Raw genomic sequence first — 17,727 nt, 5'->3', positions numbered from 1 at the left:
CTACCGCTCCAGCGACAGCGAGTGCCAGATGTCGGTGACCAGCCGCTGCCAGGCCTCACGGTCCTGCTCGTAGACGCCCGAAGCGGTCAGGTAGACGGCGTTGAGCAGCTGGTCGCGGGCCAGCGAGTCGTCGGCCGGGCGGGCCAGGAAGTCGTCGATCAGCTGCCGCTGGCCGTCCTCGAGCGCCGGCAACTGGGCCCTGACCATGGCGGCGAGATCGTCCGGGCCCGGGGTGGGCAGGTTGAGCAGCAGGCAGCGCCGCAGGAAGGCCGGCGGGAAGTCCCTCTCCCCGTTGCTGGTGATGAGCACGATCGGGAAGGCCCGGCAGTGCACCCGGCCCTCGCGGATCGTCGCCATCCGGTCCGGATCGTCGGTGTAGACCGAGGTCTCCGGTTGCCGGCTGCTCACCCGCACCAGTTCCGGCACGGTGTAGTGGCCGTTCTCGAGGATGTGCAGCAGGTCGTTGGGCAGGTCGATGTCGCTCTTGTCGAGCTCGTCGATGAGCAGCACGCGCGGGCGCTCGTAGGCCAGCAACGCCGTGCCGAGCGGCCCGAGCCGGACGAAGTCACCGATCTTGGCGGTTGCGCCGGGACCCGCCTGCGTCTCCTGGGCCCGGCCGATCGCGTCGTACTCGTAGAGGCCGGACCGCAGCGTGGTCCGGCTGGTGATGGACCACTCCAGCACCCGGCCCAGGCGCAACTCGCGGGCGATCCGGAAGGCGATGGACGACTTGCCGGTGCCCGGGCTGCCGGTCACCAGCAGCGGACGGCGCAGCCAGAGAGCCGCATTGACCATGTCGCACTCGGCCCGGGAGGCCAGGCGGACCGGCAGTGTGTCGAAACGGCCGAGCTTACGGCTGATGTCGGCGTCGTCCTCGGGTGGCGCCGCCTGCACCGGGCTGCCGTCGAAGGTCCGCCAGGCCGGTGGGTCGGGCAGGCGGAGCCGCCGGCCGCCGTCGGCCGGGATGCCGTCGCCCCGGTAGAACCACCAGCCCGGCGGGTGCTCGGCGTTCGTCATGGCTGTGCTCCCATGTCGTAGACGTTGCGGTCCGGGTCGTCCCAGAGCACAGCGAGGTGCCGGCCGGGGTGCCGGATCTGCGCGTCCGAGCCGAGCAGACCCGCGTTGTGGCGCAGGGCGTGCACCCGGTCGATCAGCTCGCCGGGCGGGCCGTCGGTCACCTGGCCCAGCAGGTCGGCCATCTCGGACACCAGCGCCCCGGGCCGGTGATCCCACAGGATGACCGGGATGCCGGCGCGCAGGGCCGACTGCAGTTCCTGACGTCCCGCTTCCTCGTCGGGCGAGCTGCCCAGCACGACCGTGGTGAGGTGGATGTCCTCCCGCAGGCGGGCGTTCCACGGGCCGAGCTCCTCGTTGCCCCCGTTGGACCTGCCCTGCTGAACCCTCGGCTGGGGCGGGCTCTGCCAGAGCGAACGCCAGCGCTGATTCCAGACCCGATGCCGGTGCGGTTCCCGCATGCGGTCGAGGCTGCGGACGACGACGCGGTAATCGAGGCACAGCGGCGTCGGTGAGGCCGAGCCCAGCTCGGTGTGCCACCACTCGACGGCCGTGTTGATCATGTCGACCGGCAGCAGCAGCTCGATCTCGACCGGCTCGTCCAGGTCGTGCCAGGCCGACTCGGCATGCCGGATCGCCCGCTGCAGCACCCGCTCGAGCTCTCGGAAGGTCGTCTGCTGAGGATCGCTCGGTTCCGGATCCCAGTGCCGGAGCCGGCGCTGGATCCAGTACCGCACCTCGCAGCGGCCGCCCTCGATGCCGTCGCGCTCGATCTGGATCAGCAGGCAGGGGCGGATCGGCGGCCGGACGCCGCCGCGTTCGCGCGCGACAGCTTCCTCGACCGTCTGCCGGTACGCCGAGACGTGCTCACCGATCTGCAGGATCTGCCGCGCGACCCGGTCGATCCAGGCACGCAACTGACCTCCCAGCCGGCTGGACGTCCGGGCGGCGACCTGCTCGGCGAAGGCGATCAGGGGTGGGATGCGGTCCGGGCCCGCGTTCTGGCCGGAGATCCGCACCGCCATCGCGGCCAAGGTTGTCGGCTCGTCCGGCGGCGGGACGAGGGAGCCGACGGCCGCCTGCCAGGCGACCAACCCGTCCACGTCCCGAGCCTGGTCGAGGTATTCGCGCAGCCGGTCCATCTCCGGATCCGGCAGCAGATGGCGGGCGCCGTCGCGTTCGAGCCGCCAGACGAGGAACGGCGGGCACTGGGCCAGCAGGGCTCGCACACCGCCCGCCGCGACCAGGGAGCCGTACTGGTGCCACACGTCGTTCTTGTACTCGTCGCAGTAGTCGACGATGCCCCGCACGACGAACCAGTTGACACCGCGGTTGGCCACACCCGCCGCGACCCCGGCCGTCTCCATCTCGAAGGCCAGCACGCGATGACGCGCGGCCAGCTCGTCGCGCAGCGAACCGCTTTTCAGCAGCACATCGGCCGATCCGACCGCGCCGAAATGGACCTTGGGCGCGTGGTCCGGGTGACCGGACTCGTGTTTGTCCGGGTGCGGTATCAGCCGCCGGCCCCGATGCAACTGGTCCTTGCCCTCGGACGGACGGGCGAACACGGCCATCGGATAGTCCTCGGGTGGTGTGAGCAACCGTGTCCAGTCCAGGGACCGGCCGAGGATCTGATCCTCCTCGATCCGGTGGGCCACGCGCTTGAGGTCCATCGAGATGCCGCTGACCGGCCGGCGCTGCTCGGCGCCGTCCGGTCCCTGGCGTACGTGCCCGTAGTCGACGATGCCGTCGAGAGCGATCACGATGTCACCCAGCCGGACGTGCTGCCGGGGCTGCCGCGGTGACGGCACGCCGCCCGCGATGCCGACCATGATCACGCAGCGGATGTGCGGGAAGCTGCGCAGCATGTCGGTGCAGGTCGCGGCCGCGTTCCGGGTGTTGTCCTCGGCCAGCGTCACGAGCACGACCCGATGCGGCCGGCCGGCCTCCGCGCTGTCGAGATGGCCGATCCGGTACTCGTTCGGATCGTCGTTCCGGCGAACCGTACGCGGGCCGGCCATCAGCGTGCGCATTGCCGCTCCCTCGATCGCCAGGGCCGCGATGATCCCGATCGTCACGTCGGGCCAGGCGTCGCTTTCCGCCGGAGCGGGCCCCGGGCCCCCTGGAGGTGCTGACATCTCACGAGGCCGGTCGCCGGTGAGAACGCCTCCTATCAGGCGGGACGCTGGTCGAGATCGATCGTTTCCACGCCAACTCACGACCCCCGTCTAAAAAGGATCACTATTGTCGAGCATCACGCACAGCCAGCACAGTGTGACACACAATCGATCGCGCGACCGACAGGAATGGTATTCACGCTCAATTACCAAATGATCGACATCAATGGTGATCTCAGCTGTGCCAGACGGCGGCCACTTCGGACGTCAGGCGGCGGCCCTAGGCCACGCCGGCCTCGATCACAGGCTCCCAGCGGGCCGAGTCCATCGGGTTCGGGCCCAGCACCTCCATGGTCACCTCGTCCGGGGCGACCAGCGCGACCTTGGCCCGGCGGCGCAGGCCGTCGATCTCGGCCGAGGGGGCGCCGTAGAGGCGCACGGGCGCCAGCGGGGCCAGGATGACCACCCGGCCGGCCTCGGCGGCCAGGTCGGCGTTGGTGCCGGAGCGCACGCCGCCGTCCATGAAGCGGCTGCCGCCGATCGTCACCGGCGGGAAGATGCAGGGCACGGCGCAGCTGGCGGCCACCGCGCGGTCGAGGGGGACGCCGGAGGAGCTGTCCCACACCACGGGGTCGCCGGTGGCGGCGTTCACGGCGGTGATCAACAGTGGACGGCCGGGCCAGTCGCGCACCGGCAGCCGGCGGGCCAGCGCGGCCACGTACGGCTCCTCGGCCACCACCTCGGCCGCCAGGGCCAGCTCGCCCACGCCGGACCGGATCGCGGCCGGGTCGCGGCCCTCGTCGTGCAGCAGGGCGTAGGCCTGCGAGCCGCGCGCCCAGTCGGGGCGGAACGGCGGGTCGGTGTCGCCCAGCCGGGCCTCGATGCCGCGGGCCTCGACCGGGTCGATGCCGGCCGCCACCAGCGTGCCGGTGACCGAGCCGGCCGACGTGCCGACCACCAGGCCGGCCCCGGTCAGGTCGACGCCGCCCTCGCGCAGGCCGATGATGACGCCGAGGTGCCAGGCGATGCCGGTGATGCCGCCGGCCCCGAGTACAAGAGCGCTGTCCACGCATTCATGGTTAGCACGCCGGCCCGGCCGGACGGCCGGGCCGGCGCGAAACGGATCAGAGCGCGAGGCGCTGACCGGGGAAGATCTTGTTCGGGCTGTCCAGGATCGACTTGTTGAGCTGGTAGAGAGCCTTCCAGCCGCCCTTGACGTGCTTCTTGGCCGCGATCTTGGCCAGCGTGTCGCCGGAGCGGACGACGTAGTGCTTGCCGGTGCTCTTGACCGCCGCCTTCTTGGTCGAAGCCGCGGCCGGCTTCGCGGCCCTGGCCACGCCGGCCTTCTTGCCGCAGGTCGGCCAGGCGCCGATGCCCTGGCCCTTCAGCACCTTCTCAGCGATCTTGATCTGCTCGGCCTTGGTCGCCTTGTTCGCCGTCGAGGCGTACTTCGTGCCGCCGTACGCCTTCCACGTGCTGCGGCTGAACTGCAGGCCGCCGTAGTACCCGTTGCCGGTGTTGATGCTCCAGTTGCCACCGGACTCGCACTTGGCGATCGCGTCCCAGTTCACTGCCGCCTGGGCCGGCGAGGCCGGGCCGAGCAGGCTCACCGCGCCCGCGACACCGGCCGCGGTCAGGCCGAGCACGACCCGGGTCTTCTGTGCAAATGCCATGAGAGAGCTACCTCCACGCCTGCGAGGTGAGCTGTCGGGTTCGGGCTGAGGCGCCCGGCCGCGCGTGGCGGCTTCACCCCGAGGCACGCGTGAGCGCGCCGAGGAACGTGTGGGTCCCCCGCTCCATGCCTGGGTTCGTTTCCCTCGGGGCGGCGGCAAGGACTCGGCGTTCCGCCCGGGGCGTCCACGAGCGTGGACCGGGCCGACGGTAGCCACGCCCGGACCCGTACGGCCAACTCACGAAGGGCGAAAGTGAACCTGCTCTCACAAAATGAGCGCGTCGGCCACCGTCGGATGCAGGGACAGCATGCGGTCCAGATTGACCACTTCGACGACAGTGGAGACCGGCGGATGCAGCTCGGCCAGCCGCAGGCAGGCGCCCCGGGCCGTGGCCAACCGGTGCAGGTGGACGAACGTGCGCAGCCCGCTGGAGTCGCAGAAGGTCACCGAGCGCAGGTCGAGCACGAGCAGCTGGATCCCCGAGGCCAGCGCGGCCTCGCCCGCCTCCTCGAGCAGGTGGGTCTCGTCACGGTCGAGCTCGCCGCTGAGGGTCAGCACGGTGACCCGGCCGTCCGACTTGCCTACGGTCACCGTCAGCTGTCCGGTCATGGCGTTTCCTCCTCCCCGTCCGGTTGTGCCGCCGACGGCACTGTATTCAACGAGGCGGCCCGGGACCACTCGACCATCATCAGCGTGGCGTCGTCGGCGGGCGGACCACCCTGGTGCTCGAGGGCGGCCAGGGCCAGCCGCCGCAGCGTCTCGGGAGCCGGCAGCCCGGACTTGGCCCCCCGTTCCACCAGGTCGGTCATGCGGGCCAGGCCGAACCGGTCGCCCCGGGCCGTACGGGCCTCGGTCACCCCGTCGGTGTAGAGCAGCAGCCGGTCGTCCGGCTCGAACGCCTCCTCGGCGATCTCGAAGGACTTCTCGTGGACGCCGAGGCCGAGCGGCAGCCGCCGCCCGCCCTTGAGCTCCCGCACGGCCCGCCCGTCGCGCAGCACGATCGGCGCCGGGTGCCCGGCGTTGATGTAGCGCACCCGGCCCGTGTCGAGGTGCAGCTCGGCCAGCACGGCCGTGACGAACCGGCTGTCGCCGAACTGCTCGCTCAGCGCCTGGTCGACCGCCCGCGCCTGGTCGGCCAGCTCACCACCGGCGCGCCGGGCCGACCGGATCGCGGCCAGCGCGACCGCGCAGGTCAGGCCGGCCTCGAGGCCCCGGCCGACCGCGTCCAGCACGGCGAGCCGCAACATCCCGTCGTCGACGGCGTAGTCGAAGCCGTCGCCGCCCACGTCGTAGCAGGGCTGCAGGACGGCGCTGACCACCGCCCGGTCGAAGCTGGCCGTCAGCGGCGGCAGCACCGACCACAGCAGCTCGGCCGCGGTCGACATCGGCTGCGACCGGCGGGCCCGTTCCAGCTGGTCGCCGCGGTTGCGGGTGCTGACCATGAGGTGCCCGACGAGCCCGGCGATCAGCTCGCACTTCTCTTGCGAGTCCGGGTAGGCGCCGGTGAACTCGATCACGCCGAGCCGGTCGGTGCCGTCCACCATCGGGACCCACAGCCGCTGGTTCGGCTCGTCGGCGGCCGAACGCACGCGGGTGAACACCCGGCCCGCCAGCGTGCCGCTCACCGGCAGCGCCGAGGGCACCGGCCCGGTCTGCGCCAGCGGGGTCAGCGACGTCTGCTCGTAGTTGACCACCCAGATGCGGGTGCGCAGCCCGAGCGGCGCCACGACCTCGTCGAGGGCGGGAGCGACCTCTTCGGGGCGCCACAGGTGAGCACCGGTCAATATCTCGCACATCGCGTCGTACCAGCGCAGGTCGGTCGCACGATCCATGACGCTCACCCTATGCCCGCGAGCGCCCCGCTCCCGGTCAGGCCGGGGTCAGCGCACGACGGTGACGGGGCATTTCGCGTACGCGGCCACGTGCTGGCTGACCGACCCGAGCACCAGCCCGGCGAAGCCCCCGTGCCCGCGATGGCCGACCACCAGCAGATCGGCCCCCTGCGACTCGTCGATCAGCACCTTGGCCGGCCGCCCCTGCCGCACGTGCGCCTTGACCGGCACCGGCGGGCTCTCGCCCAGCTCCTCCTTGATCAGCTGGAGCAGCTCCTCGGTCGTGGTCTGGCTCGGCTCGGGCACCATGTGCTCGGACACGCTGACGCTGCCGGCCGGCGGGAGCAGCGTGTGCTCCCAGACGTTGAGCACGAGCAGGTCGGCGCCGTGATCCGCGGCCTCGGCGGCCGCCCAGGTCAGGGCCTTGCGACTGCCGGGCGATCCGTCGACGCCGACCACGATCGTCGTCCATCCGCTCATCACACACCTCCGTCGCTGATTACAGGACGCGCGACCTCGCCTGAGCAATGCCGGCCGACCAAACCGCAGACAGATGCGCTTATCGACATCTCTGGTTGCGGGGTGCTCCGGATCGGTTTAGCGTCGGTGACGGAGTGTGTGATCTAGATCACCTCCAGTGAGGAACGGGAGGTCGCGGCCATGACCACCACGACGTCGGACACCGTCACCACGGAACCCGGGGCCGAACACAAACCGCTGATGACGGGCCGAGCCCTGCTGCTGATGAACCTCGGCTTCTTCGGGGTCCAGTTCAGCTTCGGCCTCACCCAGTCCGCGGTGAACCCGCTGTTCCTGCTGATCGGGGCCGATCCCGAGCAGCTGCCGATCCTGAACCTGGCCGGGCCCGTCACCGGTCTGCTCATCCAGCCGCTGATCGGGGCGATCAGCGACCGCACCTGGCATCCCCGCTTCGGACGCCGGCGGCCGTTCATCGTCGCGGGCGCGCTGCTGTGCGCGGTGATCCTGTTCCTGTTCCCCTTCGTCGGGGTGCTCTGGCTCGGCGTGATCTGCTTCTGGCTGCTCGACGCGGGCAACAACACCTCGATGGAGCCGTACCGGGCCTTCATCTCCGACCGGCTGCCGAAATCCCAGCTCGCGCGGGGCTTCCTGACCCAGAGCATGTTCACCGGCGCCGGCGCGGTGCTGGCCAACGTGTCGCTGTTCGCGCTGCAGAAGGTGTCGGCGCTGCAGGAGGAGGCGGGCAACGGCGTCCCGTACTGGATGTTCGTCTGCTTCATGATCGGCACGGTGTGCATCCTGCTCACGGTGCTCACGGCCATGGCCCGTACGAAGGAAATCAAGCCCACGGACGAGGAACTGGCCGAGATGCAGGCGGCGCCCAAGGGCCTCGGCCCGGCCGTCCGCGAGATCGCCGACGCCGTCCGGTCGATGCCGGTGGCCATGCACAAGATCGGCGTGGTCTTCGCCTTCCAGTGGTACGCCATGTTCATCTACTGGCAGTTCCTGGCGGTCAGCCTGGGCGAGACGGTGTTCGGCGCCAACCCCGAGCAGGGCGGCCCGGCCTGGGACGACGCCATCGGCTGGAGCGGCCTGCAGAACGCCGCCTACAACTTCGTGACCATGGTGTCGGCGCTGTTCCTGGTCGGCTTCGCCCAGCGGATCGGGGCCAAGCGGGTGCACGCCATCGCGCTCGGCCTGGCCGCGTTGTCGCTGGTCTGGCTGGCCCGCATCGACAACCAGTACACGGCGCTGGTGCCGATGATCGGCGTCGGCATCTTCTGGGCCAGCGCGGTCGGCATCCCGTACCTGATGGTGGCCAGCATGGTGCCGGCCAAGCGCACCGGCGTCTACATGGGCATCCTGAACATGATGATCGTGGTGCCGATGCTCGTGCAGACGGTCACCTTCGGCTGGATCTACGAGCACTGGCTGGGCGGCAAGGGCAGCAACGCGATCACCCTGGCCGGCGTCCTGCTCGGCATCGGCGCCGTGGCGATGCTGTGGGTCAACCCGCCGGCCGAGGCCGACGAGTCCCCGATCGTCCCGCTCGGCGGCCGGCGCAGCATCACCGTCTACGACCGGGTCGTGGTCGGTTCCGACGGCACGGCCACTTCCCTGTACGCCGTGGACCGAGCGGCCGAGGTCGCGCAGGCCGCCCAGGCCCGTCTGGTCGTCGTCACGGCGTACCGGGACGACGACGACTCACCGGCCACCGGCGCCGCCGAGGGCGTGCACCGCGACCTGTACGGCGCCGCCGCGGCCCGTCAGGCGCTGAGCCAGTCGGTCACCGGGCTGACCCGCGAACGGGCCCGCTACATCGAGCAGCTGCTGGTCCGCGGCGACCCGGCCCAGGCCCTGCTCGACACCGTCGGCAACAACCCGGCCAACCTGATCGTGGTCGGCAACCGCGGCCTCGGCGCCAGCCAGGGGCAGCTGCTGGGCTCGGTGCCGGCCGGGGTCGTCCGCAACGCGGTCTGCGACGTGCTGGTGGTGCAGACCTCGGCGCTCGACGAGGAGCGCCTGTTCAGTGCGGACGACAAACCCAGCCGGTCCGAACCGACCACTTAGTACTGGCAGCGGAGCACGAGCATGGCGTGGGCGGGAACCCGGACGCCCTCCTGCGCCTTGACCGTGCCCGCGTTGGCCAGCAGCGGGTCGGCCGTGTCGACGGTGATCTCCCAGGCCTGTCCGAAGGCGGGCTCGGGCAGGGTGAACTCGACGTCCTCGTGCGACGGGTTGAACAGCGTCAGGAACGAGTCGTCCACGATGGCCTCGCCCAGCGCGTCCGACTCCGGGATGCCGTGGCCGTTGAGAAACACCGCCACCGTACGGGAGGCCTCGGGCGACCAGTCCTCGTCGCGCATGGGCGTGCCGTCCAGCCGCAGCCAGGCGATGTCGGGCAGCTTCGAGTCGCCCGCCGGGGCGCCGGTGAAGAAGCGGCGGCGGCGGAAGATCGGGTGCTCGGCCCGCAGCCGGGTCAGCTGCCGGGTGAAGACGGTCGTCACGTCGTGGTTGCGGGCGTCGGCCCAGTCGATCCAGCTGATCTCGCTGTCCTGGGCGTAGACGTTGTTGTTGCCGCCCTGGGTGCGGCCCAGCTCGTCGCCGTGCGCGATCATCGGCACGCCCTGCGACAGCAGCAAAGTGGCCAGGAAGTTGCGCTTCTGCCGCTCCCGCAGCTGCACGATCTCGGAGTCGTCGGTCGGGCCCTCGGCCCCGCTGTTCCACGAGCGGTTGTGGCTCTCGCCGTCCCGGTTGTCCTCGCCGTTGGCCTCGTTGTGCTTCTCGTTGTACGACACCAGGTCGTTCAGCGTGAAGCCGTCGTGCGCGGTGACGAAGTTGATCGACGCGATGGGCCGCCGCCCGTCGATCTCGTACAGGTCGGAACTGCCCGCGAACCGCGAGGCGAACTCGCCCAGCGAGGCCGGCTCGCCGCGCCAGAAGTCCCGGACGCTGTCGCGGTACTTGCCGTTCCACTCGGTCCACAACGGCGGGAAGCCGCCGACCTGGTAGCCGCCGTCGCCCACGTCCCACGGCTCGGCGATGAGCTTGACCTGCGAGACGATCGGGTCCTGGTTGACCAGGTCGAAGAACGCGGCCAGCCGGTTGACCTCGTGGAAGTCGCGGGCCAGGGAGGCCGCCAGGTCGAACCGGAAGCCGTCGACGTGCATCTCGGTCACCCAGTAGCGCAGCGAGTCCATGATCAGCCGCAGCGACTCGTGGTGCCGGACGTTCAGGCTGTTCCCGGTGCCGGTCGTGTCGTAGTAGTACTGCTTGTCCTCTCCGACGAGCCGGTAGTAGGCCGGGTTGTCGATGCCCTTGAACGACAGCGTGGGCCCGAGGTGGTTGCCCTCGGCGGTGTGGTTGTAGACCACGTCCAGGATGACCTCGATGCCCGCCGCGTGCAGGGCCTTGACCATCGACTTGAACTCCTGCACCTGGCCGCCGCGGCCGCCGAACGAGGCGTAGTCGTTGTGCGGGGCGAAGAAGCCGATGGTGTTGTAGCCCCAGTAGTTGCGCAGGCCGCGCTCGACCAGGTTGCTGTCGTGCACGAACTGGTGCACCGGCATCAGCTCGACGGCGGTGACGCCCAGATCCTTGAAGTGCTTGATCATCGCCGGGTGGGCCAGGCCCGAGTACGTGCCCCGGACGTCCTCGGGGATCTTGGGGTGCCGCTCGGTCATGCCCTTGACGTGCGCCTCGTAGATCACCGTCTGGTGGAACGGGATGCGCAGCGGGGTGTCGTTGGCCCAGTCGAAGAACGGGTTCACCACGACCGACTTCATCGCGTAAGGGGCCGAGTCGTCGTCGTTGAAGGCGCCGGGGTCGTCGAACCGGTACGAGAACAGCGCCTCGTTCCAGTCGTTGTGACCTTCGATTGCTTTCGCGTACGGGTCGAGCAGCAGCTTGTTCGGGTTGCACCGCAACCCGTTGGCCGGGTCGTACGGGCCGTGCACACGGTAGCCGTAACGCTGCCCCGGGACGATCCGCGGCAGATAGCCGTGCCACACCATCGCCTCGCGCTCGGGCAGGTCGATGCGCGTCTCGGTGCCGTCGTCGTCGAACAGGCACAGCTCGACGCGCTCGGCGACCTCCGAGAACAGGGCGAAGTTCGTGCCGCCACCGTCGTAGGAGGCGCCCAGCGGATACGGCGAACCAGGCCAGATCTTCATGGTGCGGCTACTCGTCTCTCTCAGTGATCTTCCACGAAGTCAGGCGGTTACCCACTTCCGGCCGGATCAGACGTGAGTCCCTTACCACTGCAGGGTGATCTCCAGCGCCTGCGACGGTACGAGCGGATCGTCGACATCGACGACGGCCAGCAGCCGCACTCCGTCCGGGCTCGCCTCGCGCACCGCCAGCCCCTCGACCTTGGGCGCCACCCCGTCGGTCGCGGGCAGTTCGGCCACCGCCACCACCGTCTCGTCGTCGAGCAGGGCGAGCGCCGCGCCCACGACCGGCCCGTCGTCGACCGCGTTCGGGGTGTCCTCGGCGGCCGCGCTGATCAGCACCCGCCCGTCCGGCAGGGTCACGGCGTCGGTGACGGCCAGGGCGACACCCCGGGCGAGGCCGAGGTCGTATCGGCGTACGCCGGAAATGCCGATCGGCTCGGCCGGCCCGCCCGCCGTCACCCGCAGCAGGGCGGCGAGATCCACGTCGACCGACGCGCTGGGCACCCCGGCCGCCGAGTTGCCGCGCTGGAACCAGCGCAACCGGTCGCCGGCCAGGCAGGCGCCCTCCAGGTTGAGCTGGTCCGCGTGGATCCCGAGCCGGCCCGCCACCGCCGAGTAGAGCGCCGGCAGGTCGGCCACCACCGTTTCGTCCGGGGTGACCAGCGCGACCCGCGTCCGGGCGGCCGTCGAACCTGAGCCGAGCAGCAGCACGCCACCCGTGGGCAGCGGGCAGGCCGCCTCGAAGTCGGGCTTGAGGTGCTTGGTGCCCGCAACCGAGCTGAACACCTCGAGCCCGTCGACCGGAGCGACGACCCGCACCGGCGTGACCGAGTCCCCGCGCACCCAGGCCGCGTGCGTCGCGTCGTCCTGCACGACCAGCCACCCGCCCCCGAAGGGCGCGACGGCCGACGCCGCCCGCACCGGCGACCCGTCGTCGAAGATCAGCGAAGACACCCGCTCCACGCGCACCCGCATACCGGCATTGTCAGGCACGACCGCCCCGGGCCGCGGTGTCCCGGGTGCCGGAAACACGACTGCCCGGCGCCGGTGCGGCTTGGAGCCGGCGCACGGCCGTGGTCAGGAGCTCGGCCGGGCGCGGGAGGTGGCCGATCAGGCTCGTGAAGGCGCTGTGCCGCAGCACCCGGCCCGGGAAGGCGCCCCAGATCCGGCCCGGGCCGTCGAGCGGGGCGTCGAGGTTGTCGACGCCGTTGTCCGGGCGGCCGGTGCGCTGCGAGCCCTCGCCCAATCGGCGGATCGACAGCACCGCGTCGGTCAGCGCCGGGGACAGCCGCTGGGCCAGGGTGAAGGCCGCGGCGGCCCCGCCGACCAGGATCTCGCGCCCCGGGTGAGCCGCCGCGTGGACGATGCTGCGTGCGACGACCTCGGGCGCGTAGACCGGCGGGGGCGGCTTGGCCATGGCGCCGCCGAGCTTGTTGCGGGCGTGCTCGAAGAACGGGGTGGCGATGGACGCGGGCAGGATCGAGGTGACCCCGATCGGCGAGCCCTCCTGAGCCAGTTCCATCCGCAAGGTGTCGTAGAAGGCGCGCAGCGCGAACTTGCTGGCCGTGTACGGCCCCTGCAGCGGGACGGCGCGGACGCCCTCGACCGACACGACGCCGATGATCGCGCCCCCGCCGGCCCGCCGGAGCGCGGGCAGGGCGGCGTGCACGCCGTGCACCTGGCCCAGGAAGTTGACCCGCAGCACCCGGTCGAACTCCTCGTCGGTGACGTCCTCGACCCGGCCCCACACGCCGACGGCGGCGTTGTTGACCCAGGTGTCGATGCGGCCGTACGTCTGCTCGGCCAGATGGGCCAGCGCCCGCACCCGCACCGGGTCGGCCACGTCGGTGGGCGCGGCCACGGCCAGGCCGCCGCCGGCGCGGATCTGCTCGACCAGCGTGTCCAGCGCCTCGGCCGACCGGGCGGCGCAGACGACCTTGGCCCCGGCCGCCGCGAAGGCCAGGGCCGTGGCCCGGCCGATGCCGCTCGAGGCTCCGGTGATGACGACGACCTGTTCGGCGACGGGTTTGGGCATGTCGTGGCCCGTACCCGCCGCCGAGCCGTTCTAACTAGTCGAAGATTTCGCCGATGCGGTCGGCGAAGGTGAGGACGGACAGCACGCCGAACAACAGGAACGCCCACACGAGCGCGGCCAGCCGGACGCCGCGGACCCGGATCGGCGCCGGCAGGATGCGCCGGTTGATGAGGATCAGCAGGCCGGAGTAGATGAACATCATGAAGCCGCCGACCACGGCCGAGATCACCAGCAGGACGATCGGCTGGCTGAAGCCGGCCACCAGCACGACGATGCCGATCAGCACGAGCCCCCACACCAGCAGCGCGTACACCTTGCTCTCGTTGGCCTCACGGGCGTACGAGGTCTTGATGACGTCCGCCGCCAGCCGGCTCGTGTAATCGACGATGCCGAGCGCGGCCGCGAACAGCGAGAAGGCGCCGATGATCCAGAACAGGTACTGGAACCACGAGCCCACCCGGTCGGCCAGCACCTGCCCCTCGACCTCGAGGAAGCCGATGCTGTTCTCGAGCCCGTCGCGGCCGTAGACGGTGGAGTAGGCCAGCAGCGAGGTGAACAGGATCGTGATGAAGGTGATCAGCACGAACGTGGCCAGCTGCTCGAGGTTGGCGAACTTCCACCAGCCACGCCAGCGCCGCAGGTTGTCGGCGGTCGGCTCGAAGGCGTACCCCGTGCTCGGTTCCGCCTCGGGCTGCCCCGTCACCGGGCTGACCAGGCGAGGCACGTACGTTCCCATGCCGTAGCCCTTGTCGCGGATCCAGTTCGACTGCACCAAATTCTGCCCGCCGCCGGCCCCGGCGAACGCGAGCGCGCCCAGCAGCAGCGCGAAGCCGAGCTCGTCGATCGGCAGTCGCGGCTGGGTCACCACCTGCGGCAGGTCGCTCCAGGCGGAGGCGCCGACCGCGAAGATGGCCGCGATCACGAAGAACCCGAGCACGGCCGCGACCTTGAGCATCTGCGCCCGTTCGAGCGCGACGTAGACCACCGGCGCCAGCGTGAGGATCAGCCCGATGGCGATCAGCATGCCGACGGCGATCACCGTGCGGTTGCCGCCGAAGATGTACGTCGTGAGCGTGGCCGAACTGGTCGCCCACCCCGGCCACAGGTTGGCGAAGTAGGTGAGGATCGCGAACACGAGCCCCCAGTGCCGCCAGTAGCGGCTGAACCCGGTCAGCGCGGTCTCGCCGGTGGCCAGCGTGTACCGCTCGATCTCCATGTTGATGAAGTACTGCGTGATCAGGCCGACCAGCGCGGCCCACACGAACACCAGCCCCACCTGCGAGGCGATGTACGGGAAGAGGACGAACTCGCCCGAGGCCAACCCGACCCCGGCGGCGATGATGCCGGGGCCGATCAGCCGCCAGTAGCCGCTCGGCTCCTCGGGCAGGTCTCGGATCTGGGGACTGGGCAGATAGCGGGTGGGAAAGGCCCGCGCACCATCACTCACATCGTCGGAAGTCGCCACGGAAGCTCCTCGATCGGGTCTACAACCCTTCTCGGAGCCACCTCGATGTGTCAAGGGTCACAGCATGGAGCGACTTCAATTCCGGTACGCCGGCCGCCTCCAGCACCTGCTCGACGATCCCGTTGGCGTTGATCACCCGGTAGGCGCAGCCGCACTCCCAGGCGGCCCGGCGGCCCTCGATCAGGCTGCGGACACCGGCCGCGGCCAGAAAGGAGCAGCGCTCTAGGTCGACCACCAAGGTGTTCAGGCCGCCCTGTTCGGCCGCGTTCCGGATGATCATGGTCAGGGCCGCGCCCACGTCCTCGTCGATCTCGCCGTGGACGGCGATGCGCACGACCCCCTGACCCTCGTCGTGCTTGCGCGTGCCGAACGCCCCGTTCATTCCCGTCCCCTCGCCCGCAGCCTTCCGGCTCGCCCGCCTCGATTCTGCGTCAAGCGCGCCGAAAAGCGCGGCTTCATCACCCGATCGACTAATTCAGGGCCTTTCTTTCCTCCCCCGGTACGGGTTCCCGCTCCCGCAACGCCAAACCGGCCCAGACGACCTTGCCGCCGTCGGCCGGGATGCTGCCCCACCGCTCGGCCACGGCGTCGACCAGCAGCAGCCCGCGACCCGTGGCCTGATCGCCTCGCTCGCCGAAGTCCACGTGCGGCGTCGCGGTCGACCCGTCCCGGACCGCGACGAGCAGGTAGCGCCGGCCCAGGGTCAGGCGCACGTCGAACATCGTCTGCGCGTGAACCATGGCGTTCGTGGCCAGCTCGCCGGTGACCAGCCGGGCCGCCGGGGACAGACGGGACAGCTCCCACCGGTCGCACGCCTCGTCGGCCAGCGAACGCGCGCGAGCCGGAGCGCCGCGGACGGGCAGGAGGCTTTCACTCAGCGAGGGCAGGCCCTGCCGGGGCTTCACCGCGAGCGCCTCGTCGAGGCCGGCGAAGACGACCGGGCGGCCGTAGTCGGCGAGCAACTGCCGGATCTCGGGCTGCGGGACGCTCAGCGCGATCGGCGTGCCGGGCCACATCGCGGCCTGGCGGGCCACCACTTGAAAGACCGACAGCGTGTACGGATCCCGCACGGTCAGCCCGGCCAGGTCGACCACCAGCGAGTCAGGCTGATCGACCAGGCACTTGAGCAGGATCGCGCGGACCCGGGGCACGGTCAGGCCGCAGAGTTCACCGTCGAGGCGGACCACCAGGCTCGTTCCCACCTGGTCGACGTCGCTGCGTAACTGCGGCACCCACCCATTGTGCGGCGGACGATGCATCCTTGGCCACGACGCTCGCTCATTCGGCGGAAAGCAGGTGGGTCGCCCGCGGCGGGCCGTCGGCCAGGCGCTGGGCCCGCTCCTCGGCCTCCCGGTCGGCGCCGGTGAGCCGGCCCGTGTGCTGACGTTCGTGCTCGTCCCAGGTCGGCACCAGGTAGGCCTCGACGAAGCAGCCCGGCTCCTCGCCGTTGCGGAACAGGCCCCACTGCACCGCGCCGGTGCGCAGCCGGCTGCGGCGGACGGCTCGCATCGCGGCCACGAACTCCTGCTCGTTCTCGGGCCGGACGGGATACGTGACGGTGACCAGCACCGGCCCGTCGTGGTCGTCGGGGTCGAGCTCGAGGTGCGGCTCGGGCCAGTACGAGGCCGGCTCGCGGTTCATCCCGGCCGTGTTCAGCATCGGCCACCAGCGGAGCGTGACCACCCCGGCCGCCATCAGCGCGGCCGCCGCCACGTGCGCGGTCACCAGCCCGACCGCGTCGGACAGAGCACCCCAGGCCAGCGCGCCCGCGGCCTGGGCCCCGGCGAACACCATCTGATAGACGGCGAGCCCGCGCGCCCGCACCCAGTTGGGCAGGAACAGCTGCATGGCCGCGTTCACGCTGGACAGCACCATGACCCAGGCGACACCGGCCGGCAGCAGCGCCACGACGACGGCGGCCTCCGAGCGGACCAGCCCCAGGACGGCGAGCACCAGCGCGAACAGGACGCCCGCCACCAGCAGCAGCTTGGTCACCGACCATCGGGCGCGCAGCCGGGGCAGCAACAGCGCGCCGATCACCGCGCCCACGCCCACGGCGGCCAGAAGGACGCCGTACCCGCCGGAACCGAGACCCAGCCGGCGGCCCGCCACCAGCGGCAGCAGCGCCCACAACGCGCTGCCCGGCACGAGGAACAGGGTCGCCCGCAGCAGGATGCGCCGCACCACCGGCGAATGCCGCACGTACCGGCCACCCGCCCGCACCGCCGCGGCGAACCGCTCGGGCACGGCGCTCGTGGTCAGCACCGGCGGCCGCCATCGCCACAACACAAAGGTGAACAGGGCGAACGTCAGGGCGTTGAGCGCGAACACCACGCCGGCCCCGGTGCGGGCGATGAGCACGCCGGCCACCGCCGGGCCGACCGCGCGGGCCAGGTTCATGCTGATCGCGCCGAGCGCGGAGGCGTTGGCCAGCTGCGGGCGCGGCACCAGATCGGGGATCAGGGCCTGCCAGGCCGGGGCGGTCAGGGCCTGGCCCGCGCCGAGCGCGAAGGTGAGGGTGAGCAGCAGCGCCGGCGGCATGTGCCCGGTGAGGGTCAGCACGGACAGCAGCACACCGACCGCGACCAGGAAGCTCTGCACGGCGATGAGCAGCCGGCGGCGGTCGAGGGTGTCGGCGAGCGCACCCGACGGCAGGGCGAGCAGGACGATCGGCAGGGTGCTGGCGGTCTGGACGATCGCGACCAGGGTGTCCGAGCCGGACTGCTCGACCAGCAGCCACTGCGCGCCGACCGTCTGCATCCAGGTGCCGATGTTGCTGGCCAGCAGGGCCAGCCAGAGGTTGCGGTAGGCGGCGATGCGCAGCGGCGCCCACGCGGACGGCGCGGGGGCGGTCGGGGCGGTCACGCGGGTGGGACTACCCCGGGACGGCGGGCTTAAAGAGCAATTGACATTCGTCGTTGGATGGCCGGACTATGGGA

The 17,727-nt window shown here is 71.1% G+C and carries 15 protein-coding genes and 1 riboswitch; of the genes, 1 reads left to right on the top strand and 14 read right to left on the bottom strand.

The window, feature by feature from the left end; genetic code table 11:
* The 7 genes from OWR29_RS09055 to OWR29_RS09025 all read right to left on the bottom strand — a co-directional run bounded on the left by OWR29_RS09055 (position 1) and on the right by OWR29_RS09025 (position 7,116).
* Positions 1-1,017: an AAA family ATPase gene (locus OWR29_RS09055; RefSeq protein WP_267562119.1), complete on the bottom strand. Its 1,017-nt coding sequence runs from the start codon at positions 1,015-1,017 to the stop codon at positions 1-3.
* Positions 1,014-3,152, bottom strand: a complete 2,139-nt coding sequence (locus OWR29_RS09050; RefSeq protein ID WP_324291230.1) for a VMAP-C domain-containing protein — start codon at positions 3,150-3,152, stop codon at positions 1,014-1,016. Before OWR29_RS09050 ends, OWR29_RS09055 begins: the two co-directional genes overlap by 4 nt.
* 259 nt (positions 3,153-3,411) lie before the next feature.
* Positions 3,412-4,200, bottom strand: coding sequence for a patatin-like phospholipase family protein (locus OWR29_RS09045; protein ID WP_267562117.1), 789 nt, complete (start codon positions 4,198-4,200; stop codon positions 3,412-3,414).
* A 55-nt stretch (positions 4,201-4,255) separates the two neighbouring features.
* A complete protein-coding gene (locus OWR29_RS09040; RefSeq protein ID WP_267562116.1) occupies positions 4,256-4,804 on the bottom strand; it encodes a LysM peptidoglycan-binding domain-containing protein in 549 nt (182 codons plus the stop codon).
* A 2-nt stretch (positions 4,805-4,806) separates the two neighbouring features.
* Positions 4,807-4,952: riboswitch (cyclic di-AMP (ydaO/yuaA leader) on the bottom strand.
* 116 nt (positions 4,953-5,068) lie between these two features.
* Positions 5,069-5,413: an STAS domain-containing protein gene (locus OWR29_RS09035; RefSeq protein WP_267562115.1), complete on the bottom strand. Its 345-nt coding sequence runs from the start codon at positions 5,411-5,413 to the stop codon at positions 5,069-5,071.
* Positions 5,410-6,636 (bottom strand): PP2C family protein-serine/threonine phosphatase, encoded by a 1,227-nt coding sequence (locus tag OWR29_RS09030; protein WP_267562113.1) that lies wholly within the window; start codon positions 6,634-6,636, stop codon positions 5,410-5,412. Before OWR29_RS09030 ends, OWR29_RS09035 begins: the two co-directional genes overlap by 4 nt.
* Before the next feature lie 48 nt (positions 6,637-6,684).
* A complete protein-coding gene (locus OWR29_RS09025; RefSeq protein WP_267562112.1) occupies positions 6,685-7,116 on the bottom strand; it encodes a universal stress protein in 432 nt (143 codons plus the stop codon).
* A gap of 180 nt (positions 7,117-7,296) precedes the next feature.
* Between OWR29_RS09025 and OWR29_RS09020 the strand changes: the two genes are divergently transcribed.
* Positions 7,297-9,186 carry an MFS transporter gene (locus OWR29_RS09020; RefSeq protein WP_267562111.1) on the top strand — a complete coding sequence of 630 codons (1,890 nt, stop codon included), beginning with the start codon at positions 7,297-7,299 and terminating at the stop codon, positions 9,184-9,186.
* On the opposite strand, the gene glgX is transcribed toward OWR29_RS09020, so the two are convergent.
* The 7 genes from glgX to OWR29_RS08985 form a co-directional block, all read right to left on the bottom strand.
* Positions 9,183-11,288 (bottom strand): glycogen debranching protein GlgX, encoded by a 2,106-nt coding sequence (glgX, locus tag OWR29_RS09015; RefSeq protein ID WP_267562110.1) that lies wholly within the window; start codon positions 11,286-11,288, stop codon positions 9,183-9,185. The two genes, OWR29_RS09020 and glgX, sit on opposite strands and share 4 nt — an antisense overlap.
* Positions 11,289-11,369: 81 nt before the next feature.
* Positions 11,370-12,263, bottom strand: coding sequence for a DUF6910 family protein (locus OWR29_RS09010; protein WP_267562109.1), 894 nt, complete (start codon positions 12,261-12,263; stop codon positions 11,370-11,372).
* 10 nt (positions 12,264-12,273) lie between these two features.
* Positions 12,274-13,323: an SDR family oxidoreductase gene (locus OWR29_RS09005; protein ID WP_267562108.1), complete on the bottom strand. Its 1,050-nt coding sequence runs from the start codon at positions 13,321-13,323 to the stop codon at positions 12,274-12,276.
* 34 nt (positions 13,324-13,357) lie between these two features.
* Positions 13,358-14,788, bottom strand: a complete 1,431-nt coding sequence (locus tag OWR29_RS09000) for an Nramp family divalent metal transporter (protein WP_267562107.1) — start codon at positions 14,786-14,788, stop codon at positions 13,358-13,360.
* A gap of 19 nt (positions 14,789-14,807) precedes the next feature.
* Positions 14,808-15,170: an STAS domain-containing protein gene (locus OWR29_RS08995; RefSeq protein ID WP_267562105.1), complete on the bottom strand. Its 363-nt coding sequence runs from the start codon at positions 15,168-15,170 to the stop codon at positions 14,808-14,810.
* Between the two features lie 88 nt (positions 15,171-15,258).
* Positions 15,259-16,020: an STAS domain-containing protein gene (locus OWR29_RS08990; protein ID WP_267562104.1), complete on the bottom strand. Its 762-nt coding sequence runs from the start codon at positions 16,018-16,020 to the stop codon at positions 15,259-15,261.
* A 46-nt stretch (positions 16,021-16,066) separates the two neighbouring features.
* Positions 16,067-17,653, bottom strand: coding sequence for an MFS transporter (locus OWR29_RS08985; protein ID WP_267562103.1), 1,587 nt, complete (start codon positions 17,651-17,653; stop codon positions 16,067-16,069).
* Between the last annotated feature and the right edge of the window lie 74 nt (positions 17,654-17,727).

The organism is Paractinoplanes pyxinae (genome assembly GCF_026626335.1).
Classification (GTDB): Bacteria; Actinomycetota; Actinomycetes; order Mycobacteriales; family Micromonosporaceae; genus Actinoplanes; species Actinoplanes pyxinae.
The sequence above is the reverse complement of the archived record's forward strand: the minus strand, read 5'-3'. Positions and strand labels throughout refer to the sequence as shown.

What these genes read in the sequence shown, in the direction of transcription:
- OWR29_RS09010 (WP_267562109.1), bottom strand. Translation starts at nt 12,263, where the DNA reads ATGCGGGTGCGCGTGGAGCGGGTGTCTTCGCTGATCTTCGACGACGGG.
- OWR29_RS09055 (WP_267562119.1), bottom strand. Translation starts at nt 1,017, where the DNA reads ATGACGAACGCCGAGCACCCGCCGGGCTGGTGGTTCTACCGGGGCGAC.
- OWR29_RS09040 (WP_267562116.1), bottom strand. Translation starts at nt 4,804, where the DNA reads ATGGCATTTGCACAGAAGACCCGGGTCGTGCTCGGCCTGACCGCGGCC.
- OWR29_RS09035 (WP_267562115.1), bottom strand. Translation starts at nt 5,413, where the DNA reads ATGACCGGACAGCTGACGGTGACCGTAGGCAAGTCGGACGGCCGGGTC.
- OWR29_RS09005 (WP_267562108.1), bottom strand. Translation starts at nt 13,323, where the DNA reads ATGCCCAAACCCGTCGCCGAACAGGTCGTCGTCATCACCGGAGCCTCG.
- glgX (WP_267562110.1), bottom strand. Translation starts at nt 11,288, where the DNA reads ATGAAGATCTGGCCTGGTTCGCCGTATCCGCTGGGCGCCTCCTACGAC.
- OWR29_RS09030 (WP_267562113.1), bottom strand. Translation starts at nt 6,636, where the DNA reads ATGGATCGTGCGACCGACCTGCGCTGGTACGACGCGATGTGCGAGATA.
- OWR29_RS09020 (WP_267562111.1), top strand. Translation starts at nt 7,297, where the DNA reads ATGACCACCACGACGTCGGACACCGTCACCACGGAACCCGGGGCCGAA.
- OWR29_RS09050 (WP_324291230.1), bottom strand. Translation starts at nt 3,152, where the DNA reads ATGTCAGCACCTCCAGGGGGCCCGGGGCCCGCTCCGGCGGAAAGCGAC.
- OWR29_RS08995 (WP_267562105.1), bottom strand. Translation starts at nt 15,170, where the DNA reads ATGAACGGGGCGTTCGGCACGCGCAAGCACGACGAGGGTCAGGGGGTC.
- OWR29_RS09025 (WP_267562112.1), bottom strand. Translation starts at nt 7,116, where the DNA reads ATGAGCGGATGGACGACGATCGTGGTCGGCGTCGACGGATCGCCCGGC.